The sequence below is a fragment of the Longinema margulisiae genome, from assembly GCF_025266855.1.
Taxonomy (GTDB): Bacteria; Spirochaetota; Brevinematia; order Brevinematales; family Thermospiraceae; genus Thermospira.
Window position 1 is genome coordinate 2295170 of record NZ_CP053071.1, and the last position, 13565, is coordinate 2308734.

A 13565-nucleotide genomic window follows, 5' to 3' on the forward strand; every position below is an offset into this window, starting at 1 on the left:
AAGATGAGGAAAAGCAAAAAAAAGTTCCTCCCTGGCCGATAATAGGACACAAGGAGGAACCCATGCGTAAAGAATTCACCTTCACTTTGACTATCGACTACCCTGACACAAAACTTGAGACGTTAGTGGTGGTTTTTCTCCAGGCCATCAAAGGAGTGTTTGAGTCATTTGTTCATCAGATTTCTGTAGAAGTGGCAGAAAAAGAAATAAAAGAAGGTCGTATCACCTGTACATGCGGAGAAAAACATCACTTCATATGGAAAACAAAGCATGGAAAAAACACTGTTTTTGTTCTGATGCCCTTTGGAAAGATCACTCTTCCTCAGCTCCAAATTCAATGCAAAAAGTGTGGAAGAAAACTTTTTCTCACAAGATCTCTTCTTGGTGTAGAAAAGCGAAAAAGGCAAATCCTGAAAGATATCTACAGAGTGGCTTTAGCCGGGGCTCTTACCACCTATCGAGTGGCCGCTCGTATTCTTTCCTTCACAGGGTATAAAATAGGTCTTAGCACCCTCTGGAAAAACCTTCAAAATATTGGGAGAAAGATACATTTCAGTATCTCAGAAAAAGAAAAACCCTGTGGAGAAGCCGATGGGACGGGTATTCCTGTTCAGGGCAAGAAAAAAGGAGAAGAAGCTAAAATTCTTTTGCAGGAGAGGCAACAAGCCTCCCCATTGACAGGAAAAAATACAAGAATAGCAGGCCTTCTTGTGGATAATTACCATGCAGGTTGGGACAAACTTCTTAAGCCCATTCAAGAAAAACACTCTTTTTCTCGGTTTTTTCTTGTTGTCGATGGAGATACAGGGATTAACCAGGGCAAACATCCCGGTATCGTTTTTCAACGATGTTTGTGGCATGTAAGTTATCAATTGAAGTATTTTCTTCGTCTTGATAGAGTGAGATATCGTTCTTCTGAGTGGACAAATATTGTCGCTGAAACAGGGAAAGCCTGTTTCTTGGGGTACAAAAATGACTGGCAAACAAGACTTGGTTATCAAAGCGAGCGCAGACAGCATATTCAGAATCTTCTTGACTTATTTCACGAAAAAGGGCGCAAACATTGTTTTTATTATCTTCTTCGTGCTCAAAAAGACATGTTCGCCTGTGACAGTGAAGATGGTTTGCCAGGAACAACCTCAAGGGCAGAACGGGTGATGCGAACCATAAACCAGAGAATGGATGTAGGGGTATGGAAAAGAGAAGGGGCAACCAATGTTCTTGCTGTGCGTTTGCATTACTACTATAATCGTGATGAGGCTATCGATGGTGTCTACTGGCAGGATGTGATATAAAACATAGGGATGGTACGTACTTATTGCCCTGTTTTATGGCCTAAAAAGGGTACTTTCCCCAGAAAAAACTTGTTTATCTAAAATGTTCCCTGTATACTACAGTTGACAAAAATCTTTTGAGCCAGGGGTAACTTCTTTATCCTTTTCTCTCTCTTTCAGGTCTCCTGTTGGAAACGTAATCTTATTTTTAATACGTTTATTTTTAAAAAAAGTGAAATATTTATTTTTATTTTTACGGTATTTCCACCTCCTGGAGAAGGGTGTCAATCACCTGATCAGGGGTTATACCCTCCGCCTCGGCTTCAAAATTCAGGATAAGTCTATGACGGAGAATATCATGGGCGGTATGTTTCACATCCTCAGGGATCACATATCCACGCTCATCCATCAAGGCCTCTACCTTGGCGGCTTTTACCCAGGCAATAGCCGCTCGTGGGGAGGCTCCATACCGGATATAATCCTTGTGGGTATTTCTTGTTGCCTGGACAAGATTTACCACATAGTCATAAATCTTCTCATCTACATAGATACGAGAGACGAGTTTTTGCATTTTCTGAATATCGCTTTTGCTGGCTACCTTTTTCACAGAGGGTTCTATGGTGCCTGTCATTCTGTGGAGGATTCGCTTCTCTTCTTTTGGAGAGGGATAGGAGACAAGAATTTTCATATAAAAACGATCAATCTGAGCCTCAGGGAGAGGGTAGGTGCCCTCATGTTCAATGGGATTTTGGGTTGCCATCACAAAAAAGGGTGAGGGAAGATCGTAGGTGGTTTCTCCAAGGGTGACTGTTCTCTCCTGCATGGCTTCCAGAAGAGCAGATTGTACCTTGGCCGGAGCCCGGTTAATTTCATCTGCTAACACAAAATTGGTGAAAATAGGACCTTTTTTCACATCAAATTGGCCGGTTTGAACATTGTAAATCATTGTTCCCCTGATATCCGCAGGTAAAAGATCCGGAGTAAACTGAATTCTCTTGAAATCCATATCGAAGAGCCTGGCGAGAGTACTAATAGAAAGGGTTTTGGCAAGTCCAGGGGCTCCTTCAACTAAAAGATGCCCACCTGTTAACAGGGCTGAAATCATTCGCTTCAGCAGATGTTCCTGACCAACAATGACCTTTTCAAACTCTGTGACAATTTTCTGAAGGGTAGGGGCATGGTCAACAATTTCTTCTGTGAGAGCTTTGATTTCTTCATCCATGCTGGTCTCCTTGTAAGATACGCTTTCTATGCTGAAGGAGGCGTGGTATTCCCCTGTTCAAGAATCTCCCTGATTTTGTGGCTGACTTCCTGTCCACCAGGGGTACATTTGGCTGGAGAAATCCCTTCGTTCACAATCGCCGTGGCATACTGAATACATCCAGGATACCCACAGGAGCCACAGTTATAGGCGGGAAGAACACCATTAATAGCTTCGATACGAGGATCAAGTTTCACCTCAAAAACCTTGGAAAAAACTAAAATCAAAATACCCAAAAGAGTACTCAGCCCTGCCATGAAAAGAACAGCCCGAAGCACAAGTTCGCCTGTATTCATGAAAGCCTCCTCATCAGGATAGGTTATTGTAGCATAGCTTTGTTTTTTTTGCAACCATTATGAAGGAGTAGGGGAAACTACCTACTTGTTTCTGGAGGCTGTTTCATACGGTTCAATATGGATAATCACATCCTGAACACTTGGACCATATTCAAGCAGTTTGTGTTTTACCTCTCCAGCAATAGCATGTCCCATTGTCACACTGAGATCCCCATCTACTAACACGTGAAGATCGACGAACATAGCATGACCATGTTTGCGTGTCCTTACGGCATGAACCTCGCGAACCCCTTCAATAGATTCAGCTATTTTGATGATCATCATCACGTCATTATCACTGGCTCCTTTGTCTGAGAGTTCCTGCAAAACAGGAAGAAGCAAATCCCAGCTTGTCTTGAGAATAAAAAGAGATACCACCACAGCCCCAATATGGTCAAAATACGAAAGCCTTTTATCAATCAGAGAAAGCCCAATAGCAATAAAAGCCGGTAGAGAACTCAGAGCGTCCGAGCGATGATGCCAGGCATTGGCAATAATGGCGGGAGATTCAAGCTTTTTCCCCTGAATCACTGTCCACCTGTACAAGATCTCCTTTGATACGATAGAAACCAGAGCCATAATAAGGGCAATACCTCCAACCTGAGAAGTATCTGGTTCTCTCAGACTGATCAGGCCTTCATAGCCTATACCAATTCCCACAACACCCAATAAGAAAGCAATAAGTCCGGTAACCAAGGTTTCAATGCGTTTATGGCCATAGGGATGAGTGGCATCCGCTGGCTTTGACCAGTAATTGATTCCGAGGAGAACAGCGACATCCGTAATAAGATCCGAAAGGCTATGGGTAGCATCAGCAATCATGGTCTGACTATGACCGACAAAACCAGCAATATATTTGAATAGAGATAGAACAATATTTACCCAGAAACCAACCCAGGTAACCATCTTGGAACGTCGAATAATGTTTGTCATAGATCTTCTCCTCAAGATAAATAGAATAAAGTAATTATAAGGACAAAAAACATTTTTTTCCAATTTTTAGTTTCTAGTTTTTGATAGAAAAATTCGGTAACGTTCTTTTGAGGAGACCTGCCCCGGGAAGATGAGGAAAAGCAAAAAAAAGTTCCTCCCTGGCCGATAATAGGACACAAGGAGGAACCCATGCGTAAAGAATTTACCTTCACTTTGACTATCGACTACCCTGATACAAAACTTGAGACACTGTTGGCGGTTTTTCTACAGGCTATCAAAGGAGTGTTTGAGTCATTTGTTCATCAGATTTCCGTGGAAGCAGCAGAAAAAGAAATAAAAGAAGGTCACATCAGCTGTACATGCGGAGAAAAACATCACTTCATATGGAAAACAAAGCATGGAAAAAACACCTTTTTTGTTCTGATGCCCTTTGGAAAAATCACTCTTCCTCAACTCCAGATTCAATGCAAAAAGTGTGGAAGAAAACTTTTTCTCACGAGATCTCTTCTTGGTGTAGAAAAGCGAAAAAGACAAATTCTGAAAGATATCTACAGAGTGGCTTTAGCCGGGGCTCTTACCACATATCGAGTAGCTGCTCGGATTCTTTCCTTCACAGGCTATAAAATAGGTCTGAGTACCCTCTGGAAAAACCTTCAAAATATTGGGAAAAAGATACATTTCAGCCTATTGGAAAAAGAAAAATCTTGTGGAGAGGCTGATGGGACAGGTATTCCTGTTCATGGCAAGAAAAAAGGAGAAGAGGTCAAAATTCTTTTGCAGGAAAGGCAACAAGCCTCCCCTTTGACAGGAAAAAATACCAGAATAGCAGGCCTTCTTGTTGATAATTACCGTACTGGTTGGGACAAGCTTCTTCAGCCTATTCAAGAAAAACACTCTTTTTCTCGTTTTTTTCTTGTTGTTGATGGAGATACAGGGATTAACCAGGGTAAACATCCCGGTATCGTTTTTCAACGATGTTTGTGGCATGTGAGTTATCAATTGAAGCATTTTCTTCGTCTTGATAGAGTGAAATATCGTTCTTGTGAGTGGACAAATATTGTTGCTGAAACAGGGAAAGCCTGTTTCTTGGGATATAAAAATGACTGGCAAACAAGACTTGGCTATCAAAGCCAGCGAAAGCAGCACATCCAGAATCTTCTTTCTTCATTTCAAGAAAAAAGGCGCAAACATTGTTTTTATTATCTCCTACGTGCTCAAAAAGACATGTTCGCCTGTGACAGTGGAGACGGTTTGCCAGGAACAACCTCAAGGGCAGAACGGGTGATGCGAACCATAAACCAGAGAATGGATGTGGGGGTATGGAAAAGAGAAGGGGCAACCAATGTTCTTGCTATACGTTTGCATTACTACTATAACCGTGATGAGGCTATCGATGGTGTCTACTGGCAGGATGTGATATAAAACATGGGGAGAGGACATACTTGTTTCCCTGTTGCATGGCCTGAAAAGGGTGTTTTTCCCCAGAAAAAACTTGTTTATCTAAAACGTTCCCTGTATACTACAGCTAACAAAAATCTTTTGGGCCAGGGTTAACTTCTTATCCTTTTCTCCCTCTTCCAGGTCTCCTGTTGGAAACGTAATCCTCTCCTGCATGGCTTCCAGAAGAGCAGATTGTACCTTGGCCGGAGCCCGGTTAATTTCATCTGCTAACACAAAATTGGTGAAAATAGGACCTTTTTTCACATCAAATTGGCCGGTTTGAACATTGTAAATCATTGTTCCCCTGATATCCGCAGGTAAAAGATCCGGAGTAAACTGAATTCTCTTGAAATCCATATCGAAGAGCCTGGCGAGAGTACTAATAGAAAGGGTTTTGGCAAGTCCAGGGGCTCCTTCAACTAAAAGATGCCCACCTGTTAACAGGGCTGAAATCATTCGCTTCAGCAGATGTTCCTGACCAACAATGACCTTTTCAAACTCTGTGACAATTTTCTGAAGGGTAGGGGCATGGTCAACAATTTCTTCTGTGAGAGCTTTGATTTCTTCATCCATGCTGGTCTCCTTGTAAGATACGCTTTCTATGCTGAAGGAGGCGTGGTATTCCCCTGTTCAAGAATCTCCCTGATTTTGTGGCTGACTTCCTGTCCACCAGGGGTACATTTGGCTGGAGAAATCCCTTCGTTCACAATCGCCGTGGCATACTGAATACATCCAGGATACCCACAGGAGCCACAGTTATAGGCGGGAAGAACACCATTAATAGCTTCGATACGAGGATCAAGTTTCACCTCAAAAACCTTGGAAAAAACTAAAATCAAAATACCCAAAAGAGTACTCAGCCCTGCCATGAAAAGAACAGCCCGAAGCACAAGTTCGCCTGTATTCATGAAAGCCTCCTCATCAGGATAGGTTATTGTAGCATAGCTTTGTTTTTTTTGCAACCATTATGAAGGAGTAGGGGAAACTACCTACTTGTTTCTGGAGGCTGTTTCATACGGTTCAATATGGATAATCACATCCTGAACACTTGGACCATATTCAAGCAGTTTGTGTTTTACCTCTCCAGCAATAGCATGTCCCATTGTCACACTGAGATCCCCATCTACTAACACGTGAAGATCGACGAACATAGCATGACCATGTTTGCGTGTCCTTACGGCATGAACCTCGCGAACCCCTTCAATAGATTCAGCTATTTTGATGATCATCATCACGTCATTATCACTGGCTCCTTTGTCTGAGAGTTCCTGCAAAACAGGAAGAAGCAAATCCCAGCTTGTCTTGAGAATAAAAAGAGATACCACCACAGCCCCAATATGGTCAAAATACGAAAGCCTTTTATCAATCAGAGAAAGCCCAATAGCAATAAAAGCCGGTAGAGAACTCAGAGCGTCCGAGCGATGATGCCAGGCATTGGCAATAATGGCGGGAGATTCAAGCTTTTTCCCCTGAATCACTGTCCACCTGTACAAGATCTCCTTTGATACGATAGAAACCAGAGCCATAATAAGGGCAATACCTCCAACCTGAGAAGTATCTGGTTCTCTCAGACTGATCAGGCCTTCATAGCCTATACCAATTCCCACAACACCCAATAAGAAAGCAATAAGTCCGGTAACCAAGGTTTCAATGCGTTTATGGCCATAGGGATGAGTGGCATCCGCTGGCTTTGACCAGTAATTGATTCCGAGGAGAACAGCGACATCCGTAATAAGATCCGAAAGGCTATGGGTAGCATCAGCAATCATGGTCTGACTATGACCGACAAAACCAGCAATATATTTGAATAGAGATAGAACAATATTTACCCAGAAACCAACCCAGGTAACCATCTTGGAACGTCGAATAATGTTTGTCATAGATCTTCTCCTCAAGATAAATAGAATAAAGTAATTATAAGGACAAAAAACATTTTTTTCCAATTTTTAGTTTCTAGTTTTTGATAGAAAAATTCAACATAGCACAAAAATAAAACTTCCTATAATATATATTATGTTAAGTTAAATAAAATACGTTTGACCTATTCTTACTCCCAGAAAATACTTATTCTTTCAAGAACATGTTTTTTATTTTCCTTCTTCCATCAGACGGAGAATCTCCGCTTTCACTTCCTCAGTAGGCTTATCCAGAGCTAAGGCAATCTCGCTGATCAGGATACTCAGGGCATTCTGATAGAGCTTTTTCTCTGTGGTTGAGAGTTCTTTGTATTGATTTCGTGTATAGAGCGTTTTCACCACAAGGGCCACGTCATCTATACTCCCGGATTTCAAAAGATCCTGGTTTTTCTTGTAGCGGATTTTCCAGTCATCATCCACAGCAATCTTCAATGTTCTCAGCTTTTCAAGACAATATTTGATTTCCAAGGGAGTGGCAAGCGTCCTGAGTCCCAACTGTTCAATATTCTCAGCTGGTAACATCACCGTGGTTTCGGTCAAAGGAAAGCGAATAATATAATAAACCTTCTTTTCTCCAAGGATTTCTTTCTCTTCTATGCCGGTAATCTCTCCTGCACCATGGTAGGGATAAAAAACCTTATCACCAATCCGAAACATTCTTACCTCTCTTTTATAGTATAGAGCACAAAAGCAAAAAAATCCACTTTTGAGACCCTTGCACGGGTATTTTCTTCCCCTGTTTAGGTCAGGGGCTACGCCCCTGAAACCCCGCTTTTTCTGTTTACAAAGGCTTATTTGTCTTTTTTTATCTAAAAAATAGGCTTGTTTATTATGTAAAGAAATATTTTTATACTACTTTCTATTTTCTATTACTTTCTTGAGACCTTTGCACGAATGTGCAAAGGTCTCCTTTTGAAAAACTCTTCCCCTTCCCTTTTTCAGGCTAGTTTTCTCCCTCATTGACCAAGGTATATGTCCATCTCTCAATATCAAAAAAGATCCCCTGAAAACGACCCCGGGAACAGGTTCCAGAGTTGAGATAATATTTTTTCCTTCCTCTTTGATACAAAACTAGATCCTCTTGTTGATGCGTGTGTCCCAAAATCACCGCATCATATTTTCTATCCAAAAGACGAATAGCGTAGGCAAGATATTTGAAGTCGTTTTCCCTTCTCGAATCTAAGGGCTTGGTGTCCAAGAGTTTGTACACACGAATATACCATTCCCTGATAAAGGTGATATGAGAAAAAAGACGGAGAATCTTCATTCCCATCCTGACAAGAAATCTCATCAGGCTGTTTCCATTCAAAAAATCGGCCTGGTGACCATGAAGGACCAGTACACGCTTTCCTTCATAGGAAATCTCATAGTAATCTAATCCACTATGGCTGATACTATCATGATTCCCCCGAATAAAAACCACCGAATATCGCTGAAGAAAGCGTAGTAAGTTTTGATACATACGAGCAATCTCGGCCTTTCGGTACCTGTAGAGTTCAAAAATATCTCCATTGAGAATAATCTTATCAGGCTGGTAATAGGCAATGGTCTTTTCAAGTCTCTCAATAAATCTCTGTTCGTCCCAGCCAAACCAGCCTAATGGATCCCCGGCATCAAGGTGCCAGTCTGAGAAAACAAGGATTTTCATTATTCCAAGCGAATGAGATCGTATTGTCTTGTCCCTAACCCAATGGCTTCGGCATACGCAAGCCCCTCTCGCCAGTTGGTATGAGGGTGAATGAGAAAGAAACGATCACTTGCCGGATCATAATGCGGATGGTTGTCGGTAATCTTACACCCACCAAGCACAGGAGCCTGATTGACAAGGTCAGCACTGGCCTGGTCTAAAGCCACAGGATCACGAGAAGCAAGAATCCCAATATCCGGGACAATAGGAGCATCATGACTACTCCAGCAATCACAATCCGGTGAGATATCCATAAGAAAATTGATATGAAAATGGGGCTTGTCTTTCAACACCGCGAAGGTGTACTCATCAATCTTTTCCCAGGCACTGTTTCCCCCTTCGTTCCAGACAACCTGTGCCGCATCATAGCGACATACCGCCACACACTGGCCACATCCTACACAGAGATCATAGTTGATCACCGCTTTTCTATTTGGCCCAACCTTAATAGCCCCATAATTACAATTGACCTCACAGGCCTTGCATCCAATACATTTTTCTTCTTTCACCTTCGGTTTTGAATTGGAATGCATTTCCAGTTTTCCGGGGACAGCCCCGCATCCCATTCCAATATTTTTCAGCGCCCCTCCAAAACCCGTCATCTCATGTCCCTTGAAATGGTTAATAGAAATGAATACATCTGCCTCAGCAATAGCCGTTCCGATTTTGGCTTTTTTGACATGCCTGAGATTAACCTCTATCTCCCGATAGTCTGTTCCCCGAAGACCATCGGCAATAATAATATCACACCCTACGGTTTCTGGAGTAAAGCCATTCTCATGAGCCGAACGAAGATGATCCACCGCATTGGAGCGCCGTCCCTTGTAGAGCGTATTACAATCGGTGAGAAAAGGAAGCCCCCCTAACCTCTTGACGACTTCAACCACACGACGGGTATAGTTTGGCCGAATATAGGCCACATTTCCAGGCTCTCCAAAATGCACCTTGATAGCCACAAACTTCTTCTCCATGGGGATCTCCTCAAGACCCGCCTTGAGAATGAGTTTCTCAAGTTTTTCTAAGATACTTTTTCCTCTTGAACGAAAATCAATAAAATAAACAGAAGATGCCATATTTGCCTCGCTTTTTTGGTATGGGTTTATTATATTCCTTTCCTGAGAAAAATGCAAATACCATACCCCCATACCTCACCTCCAAATTTTTGGTAACGTTTTTTTCAGGAGACCTGCAGTGGGAAGATGAGGAAAAGCAAAAAAAAGTTCCTCCCTGGCCGATAATAGGACACAAGGAGGAACCCATGCGTAAAGAATTCACCTTCACTTTGACTATCGACTACCCTGACACAAAACTTGAGACGTTAGTGGTGGTTTTTCTCCAGGCCATCAAAGGAGTGTTTGAGTCATTTGTTCATCAGATTTCTGTAGAAGTGGCAGAAAAAGAAATAAAAGAAGGTCGTATCACCTGTACATGCGGAGAAAAACATCACTTCATATGGAAAACAAAGCATGGAAAAAACACTGTTTTTGTTCTGATGCCCTTTGGAAAGATCACTCTTCCTCAGCTCCAAATTCAATGCAAAAAGTGTGGAAGAAAACTTTTTCTCACAAGATCTCTTCTTGGTGTAGAAAAGCGAAAAAGGCAAATCCTGAAAGATATCTACAGAGTGGCTTTAGCCGGGGCTCTTACCACCTATCGAGTGGCCGCTCGTATTCTTTCCTTCACAGGGTATAAAATAGGTCTTAGCACCCTCTGGAAAAACCTTCAAAATATTGGGAGAAAGATACATTTCAGTATCTCAGAAAAAGAAAAACCCTGTGGAGAAGCCGATGGGACGGGTATTCCTGTTCAGGGCAAGAAAAAAGGAGAAGAAGCTAAAATTCTTTTGCAGGAGAGGCAACAAGCCTCCCCATTGACAGGAAAAAATACAAGAATAGCAGGCCTTCTTGTGGATAATTACCATGCAGGTTGGGACAAACTTCTTAAGCCCATTCAAGAAAAACACTCTTTTTCTCGGTTTTTTCTTGTTGTCGATGGAGATACAGGGATTAACCAGGGCAAACATCCCGGTATCGTTTTTCAACGATGTTTGTGGCATGTAAGTTATCAATTGAAGTATTTTCTTCGTCTTGATAGAGTGAGATATCGTTCTTCTGAGTGGACAAATATTGTCGCTGAAACAGGGAAAGCCTGTTTCTTGGGGTACAAAAATGACTGGCAAACAAGACTTGGTTATCAAAGCGAGCGCAGACAGCATATTCAGAATCTTCTTGACTTATTTCACGAAAAAGGGCGCAAACATTGTTTTTATTATCTTCTTCGTGCTCAAAAAGACATGTTCGCCTGTGACAGTGAAGATGGTTTGCCAGGAACAACCTCAAGGGCAGAACGGGTGATGCGAACCATAAACCAGAGAATGGATGTAGGGGTATGGAAAAGAGAAGGGGCAACCAATGTTCTTGCTGTGCGTTTGCATTACTACTATAATCGTGATGAGGCTATCGATGGTGTCTACTGGCAGGATGTGATATAAAACATAGGGATGGTACGTACTTATTGCCCTGTTTTATGGCCTAAAAAGGGTACTTTCCCCAGAAAAAACTTGTTTATCTAAAATGTTCCCTGTATACTACAGTTGACAAAAATCTTTTGAGCCAGGGGTAACTTCTTTATCCTTTTCTCTCTCTTTCAGGTCTCCTGTTGGAAACGTAATCAAATTTTTTTAAAGTAATCTCTTCTCTCACAAGAAAAATCCAGCGAAATATCCCTCATATTTTCAAGAAAATCCCTTTTTCTTCCGAAAATAAAAAGGAATACGATGAGGAGCCTGGTATGGCGTTAGAGAGAACTTTTGCCATGATCAAGCCAGATGCCTGTCAAGAGGGGCACATTGGGGAAATTATCAGCATTCTTGAAAAAAATGGATTCAAGATTATTCACCTTCAGATGCTCAAACTCACAGAAAAATCGGTGCGCCTCTTCTATGCCGAACATGTGGAGAAGCCTTTTTTCCCTTCACTTTTAGAGTTTACCCTCTCGGGCAAAGTTGTGGCTATGGTCCTGGAGAAAGAAAACGCCATTGAAGATCTTCGAAAACTCATGGGCGCTACCGATCCCAAGAAGGCCGCCAAAGGAACCATTCGACATACCTATGGAACAGAAATGCCCGCCAACGCCATTCACGGCTCAGATTCGCGGGAAAGCGCCAAAAGAGAGATTACCATCTTTTTTGGTGAGTTTGCTTCCATCCCCTCAACAGAAAAAAGAAATGGGAAGGAGTACTGAGTACTACTTCCCCTGAAACACCACCCTCTCAGCTAACTGTCTTGCCTCTTCGTCTGATACCCAGAGTTCCACCAGTTTCAGAGAAGCTAACAAAGACGTTCCAACCCCTTGCGATGTCACTATTTTGCCATCCACCACCACAGGTTCGTTTTTGTGATGACCAGAAGTGATAGAAGAAACCGTCCCGGGATAGCAGGTAAAGTTTTTGTTTTTCAAAACCCCTGCTCTCTCTAAAAGAAGGGGAGCCGCACACACAGCGTAAACCCATTTTTCTGCCTTCACAAACCGGCGAATAAGTTCAAGAAGGGCCTCGTTTTTGACCAGTTCCTGCACTCCAGGCCCACCAGGAAGAAGAAGACCATCAAAATCCTCAATATCAATATCCTCTGTTTTTTCAAAGAGTTCATCAGCCTGTACTGTTATCTGGTGACTGCCCGTCACTTCTTTTGTGCCTACCCCGTAGGTGACTACCTCGATTTGAGCCCGACGAAGGATATCAATAGGGGTAATAGCTTCAATCTCCTCAAAATTTTTGCCCAAGATAAGGGCTACCCTCATACGCCCCTCCCGACTTTATTTTATCCCTTTATTGGTGAAAAATGGCTTGTAAGCCATATCTGTTTGCAGGATATGTTTATTGAGCCAATCCTTCAAAAAATTGAGGGTATCCACAGAGAGAAAGAGATCCCCACCCTGATACTTTCGGTAGAGTTTGGTGACCTCTTCAACAAACTTCTGATGTTCAGCCTGATGGCCGGGATAAGCAGGATAGCCAAGTTCCTTCATTTTGGCTTCTTCGGCACTGAAGTGGTACTCGGTGTATTTGAGAAGCTCCTGAAGAATATCCCCTATGACTGTTTTCCCCTGACCTTCACTCATGGCATCAAAAAGCTTGTTAATAAGTTCAATAAGTTTTTTATGATGATTATTAAATTCTTCTACTCCAACACTCATACTTTCCGTCCATACAAAAAAACTCATACAAGACCTCCTTTTTTCTCTGATTTTATGAGTCTCTTACGCTAAATCTCGCAGGGTAAAATGCATGGCAATAGTGGACACTTCAGGAAGCGATGGATGTTCGGGGTTCCAGACAAGTTTGATGTTTTCTGTCTGGTATTCGGTAGCATCCCGTATCACAAAAATAACGGTAAGCGGATCCCTTTGTGTCACTAACAGGTAGGACTTGGGATATAACCGGTGAATCTGCATCATGATAACCTGAAAAAACTTCTCATTCACCAGAATGGCATAATCCGAATCCCTATCGTTAAAAGGAAAAGCAAGGTTGTGGGTTTTGATAATCTCGTCAATAAAACTCCGCAGTTCAATAAACCCAACACTATCCTCCCCTTGTGGGTGGTAGAAACGGGTTCGAATACGCTGATACTTTTTGTATTCCGATTTCACATAGTTCAAAGCCTCTTTCAGAAGCCGTTTCCCCACTGGTGAGAGGTGGAGATCCTCTAAGGTCAT

16 protein-coding genes are annotated in these 13565 nt (G+C 42.2%); 4 read left to right on the plus strand and 12 right to left on the minus strand.

The window, feature by feature from the left end; all coding sequences use genetic code 11:
- Positions 1-62 precede the first annotated feature (62 nt).
- Positions 63-1295, plus strand: a complete 1233-nt coding sequence (locus BREVNS_RS10260) for a hypothetical protein (protein WP_483426076.1) — start codon at positions 63-65, stop codon at positions 1293-1295.
- A gap of 232 nt (positions 1296-1527) precedes the next feature.
- On the opposite strand, the gene BREVNS_RS10265 is transcribed toward BREVNS_RS10260, so the two are convergent.
- From BREVNS_RS10265 to BREVNS_RS10275, 3 genes are all read right to left on the minus strand, one after another.
- Positions 1528-2496 carry an AAA family ATPase gene (locus BREVNS_RS10265; protein ID WP_483426916.1) on the minus strand — a complete coding sequence of 323 codons (969 nt, stop codon included), beginning with the start codon at positions 2494-2496 and terminating at the stop codon, positions 1528-1530.
- A 26-nt stretch (positions 2497-2522) separates the two neighbouring features.
- Positions 2523-2831 (minus strand): RnfABCDGE type electron transport complex subunit B, encoded by a 309-nt coding sequence (locus BREVNS_RS10270; protein ID WP_483426917.1) that lies wholly within the window; start codon positions 2829-2831, stop codon positions 2523-2525.
- Between the two features lie 81 nt (positions 2832-2912).
- Positions 2913-3803, minus strand: a complete 891-nt coding sequence (locus BREVNS_RS10275; RefSeq protein ID WP_483426918.1) for a cation diffusion facilitator family transporter — start codon at positions 3801-3803, stop codon at positions 2913-2915.
- Between the two features lie 189 nt (positions 3804-3992).
- Here BREVNS_RS10275 and BREVNS_RS10280 point away from each other — a divergent pair, with 189 nt between their 5' ends.
- Positions 3993-5225, plus strand: coding sequence for a hypothetical protein (locus BREVNS_RS10280; RefSeq protein WP_483426919.1), 1233 nt, complete (start codon positions 3993-3995; stop codon positions 5223-5225).
- 78 nt (positions 5226-5303) lie between these two features.
- Here the strand turns inward: BREVNS_RS10280 and BREVNS_RS10285 are convergent, their stop codons facing one another.
- From BREVNS_RS10285 to BREVNS_RS10310, 6 genes are all read right to left on the minus strand, one after another.
- Positions 5304-5816 carry an AAA family ATPase gene (locus BREVNS_RS10285; RefSeq protein WP_483426920.1) on the minus strand — a complete coding sequence of 171 codons (513 nt, stop codon included), beginning with the start codon at positions 5814-5816 and terminating at the stop codon, positions 5304-5306.
- A 26-nt stretch (positions 5817-5842) separates the two neighbouring features.
- On the minus strand, positions 5843-6151 hold the full coding sequence (locus tag BREVNS_RS10290; RefSeq protein WP_483426917.1) for an RnfABCDGE type electron transport complex subunit B: 309 nt from the start codon (positions 6149-6151) through the stop codon (positions 5843-5845).
- Between the two features lie 81 nt (positions 6152-6232).
- Positions 6233-7123 carry a cation diffusion facilitator family transporter gene (locus tag BREVNS_RS10295; RefSeq protein WP_483426918.1) on the minus strand — a complete coding sequence of 297 codons (891 nt, stop codon included), beginning with the start codon at positions 7121-7123 and terminating at the stop codon, positions 6233-6235.
- Between the two features lie 207 nt (positions 7124-7330).
- Positions 7331-7816 carry a CarD family transcriptional regulator gene (locus BREVNS_RS10300; protein ID WP_483426921.1) on the minus strand — a complete coding sequence of 162 codons (486 nt, stop codon included), beginning with the start codon at positions 7814-7816 and terminating at the stop codon, positions 7331-7333.
- A gap of 286 nt (positions 7817-8102) precedes the next feature.
- Positions 8103-8807, minus strand: a complete 705-nt coding sequence (locus tag BREVNS_RS10305; protein WP_483426922.1) for a metallophosphoesterase — start codon at positions 8805-8807, stop codon at positions 8103-8105.
- Positions 8807-9919 carry a DUF362 domain-containing protein gene (locus BREVNS_RS10310; RefSeq protein ID WP_483426923.1) on the minus strand — a complete coding sequence of 371 codons (1113 nt, stop codon included), beginning with the start codon at positions 9917-9919 and terminating at the stop codon, positions 8807-8809. The genes BREVNS_RS10305 and BREVNS_RS10310 overlap by 1 nt, the downstream gene beginning before the upstream one ends.
- A gap of 185 nt (positions 9920-10104) precedes the next feature.
- Here BREVNS_RS10310 and BREVNS_RS10315 point away from each other — a divergent pair, with 185 nt between their 5' ends.
- Together BREVNS_RS10315 and ndk are read left to right on the plus strand one after the other, a co-directional pair.
- Positions 10105-11337, plus strand: coding sequence for a hypothetical protein (locus BREVNS_RS10315; RefSeq protein ID WP_483426076.1), 1233 nt, complete (start codon positions 10105-10107; stop codon positions 11335-11337).
- Between the two features lie 299 nt (positions 11338-11636).
- Positions 11637-12089 (plus strand): nucleoside-diphosphate kinase, encoded by a 453-nt coding sequence (ndk, locus tag BREVNS_RS10320; RefSeq protein WP_483426924.1) that lies wholly within the window; start codon positions 11637-11639, stop codon positions 12087-12089.
- Between the two features lie 3 nt (positions 12090-12092).
- Here the strand turns inward: ndk and BREVNS_RS10325 are convergent, their stop codons facing one another.
- From BREVNS_RS10325 to BREVNS_RS10335, 3 genes are read right to left on the minus strand one after another with little or no spacing between them, the layout of a single operon-like run.
- A complete protein-coding gene (locus tag BREVNS_RS10325; protein ID WP_483426925.1) occupies positions 12093-12647 on the minus strand; it encodes a DJ-1 family glyoxalase III in 555 nt (184 codons plus the stop codon).
- A gap of 15 nt (positions 12648-12662) precedes the next feature.
- Entirely contained in the window at positions 12663-13070 is a 408-nt protein-coding gene (locus BREVNS_RS10330) for a bacteriohemerythrin (RefSeq protein ID WP_483426926.1), read from the minus strand.
- A gap of 36 nt (positions 13071-13106) precedes the next feature.
- The gene (locus BREVNS_RS10335) at positions 13107-13565 is read right to left on the minus strand and encodes a hypothetical protein (RefSeq protein WP_483426927.1); all 459 of its coding nucleotides are present in this window, start codon (positions 13563-13565) and stop codon (positions 13107-13109) included.

Excerpts from the sequence above, each read along its gene's own strand:
- BREVNS_RS10260 (WP_483426076.1), top strand. The coding sequence starts at position 63 with ATGCGTAAAGAATTCACCTTCACTTTGACTATCGACTACCCTGACACA.
- BREVNS_RS10265 (WP_483426916.1), bottom strand. The coding sequence starts at position 2,496 with ATGGATGAAGAAATCAAAGCTCTCACAGAAGAAATTGTTGACCATGCC.
- BREVNS_RS10270 (WP_483426917.1), bottom strand. The coding sequence starts at position 2,831 with ATGAATACAGGCGAACTTGTGCTTCGGGCTGTTCTTTTCATGGCAGGG.
- BREVNS_RS10275 (WP_483426918.1), bottom strand. The coding sequence starts at position 3,803 with ATGACAAACATTATTCGACGTTCCAAGATGGTTACCTGGGTTGGTTTC.
- BREVNS_RS10280 (WP_483426919.1), top strand. The coding sequence starts at position 3,993 with ATGCGTAAAGAATTTACCTTCACTTTGACTATCGACTACCCTGATACA.
- BREVNS_RS10285 (WP_483426920.1), bottom strand. The coding sequence starts at position 5,816 with ATGGATGAAGAAATCAAAGCTCTCACAGAAGAAATTGTTGACCATGCC.
- BREVNS_RS10290 (WP_483426917.1), bottom strand. The coding sequence starts at position 6,151 with ATGAATACAGGCGAACTTGTGCTTCGGGCTGTTCTTTTCATGGCAGGG.
- BREVNS_RS10295 (WP_483426918.1), bottom strand. The coding sequence starts at position 7,123 with ATGACAAACATTATTCGACGTTCCAAGATGGTTACCTGGGTTGGTTTC.
- BREVNS_RS10300 (WP_483426921.1), bottom strand. The coding sequence starts at position 7,816 with ATGTTTCGGATTGGTGATAAGGTTTTTTATCCCTACCATGGTGCAGGA.
- BREVNS_RS10305 (WP_483426922.1), bottom strand. The coding sequence starts at position 8,807 with ATGAAAATCCTTGTTTTCTCAGACTGGCACCTTGATGCCGGGGATCCA.
- BREVNS_RS10310 (WP_483426923.1), bottom strand. The coding sequence starts at position 9,919 with ATGGCATCTTCTGTTTATTTTATTGATTTTCGTTCAAGAGGAAAAAGT.
- BREVNS_RS10315 (WP_483426076.1), top strand. The coding sequence starts at position 10,105 with ATGCGTAAAGAATTCACCTTCACTTTGACTATCGACTACCCTGACACA.
- ndk (WP_483426924.1), top strand. The coding sequence starts at position 11,637 with ATGGCGTTAGAGAGAACTTTTGCCATGATCAAGCCAGATGCCTGTCAA.
- BREVNS_RS10325 (WP_483426925.1), bottom strand. The coding sequence starts at position 12,647 with ATGAGGGTAGCCCTTATCTTGGGCAAAAATTTTGAGGAGATTGAAGCT.
- BREVNS_RS10330 (WP_483426926.1), bottom strand. The coding sequence starts at position 13,070 with ATGAGTTTTTTTGTATGGACGGAAAGTATGAGTGTTGGAGTAGAAGAA.
- BREVNS_RS10335 (WP_483426927.1), bottom strand. The coding sequence starts at position 13,565 with ATGACCTTAGAGGATCTCCACCTCTCACCAGTGGGGAAACGGCTTCTG.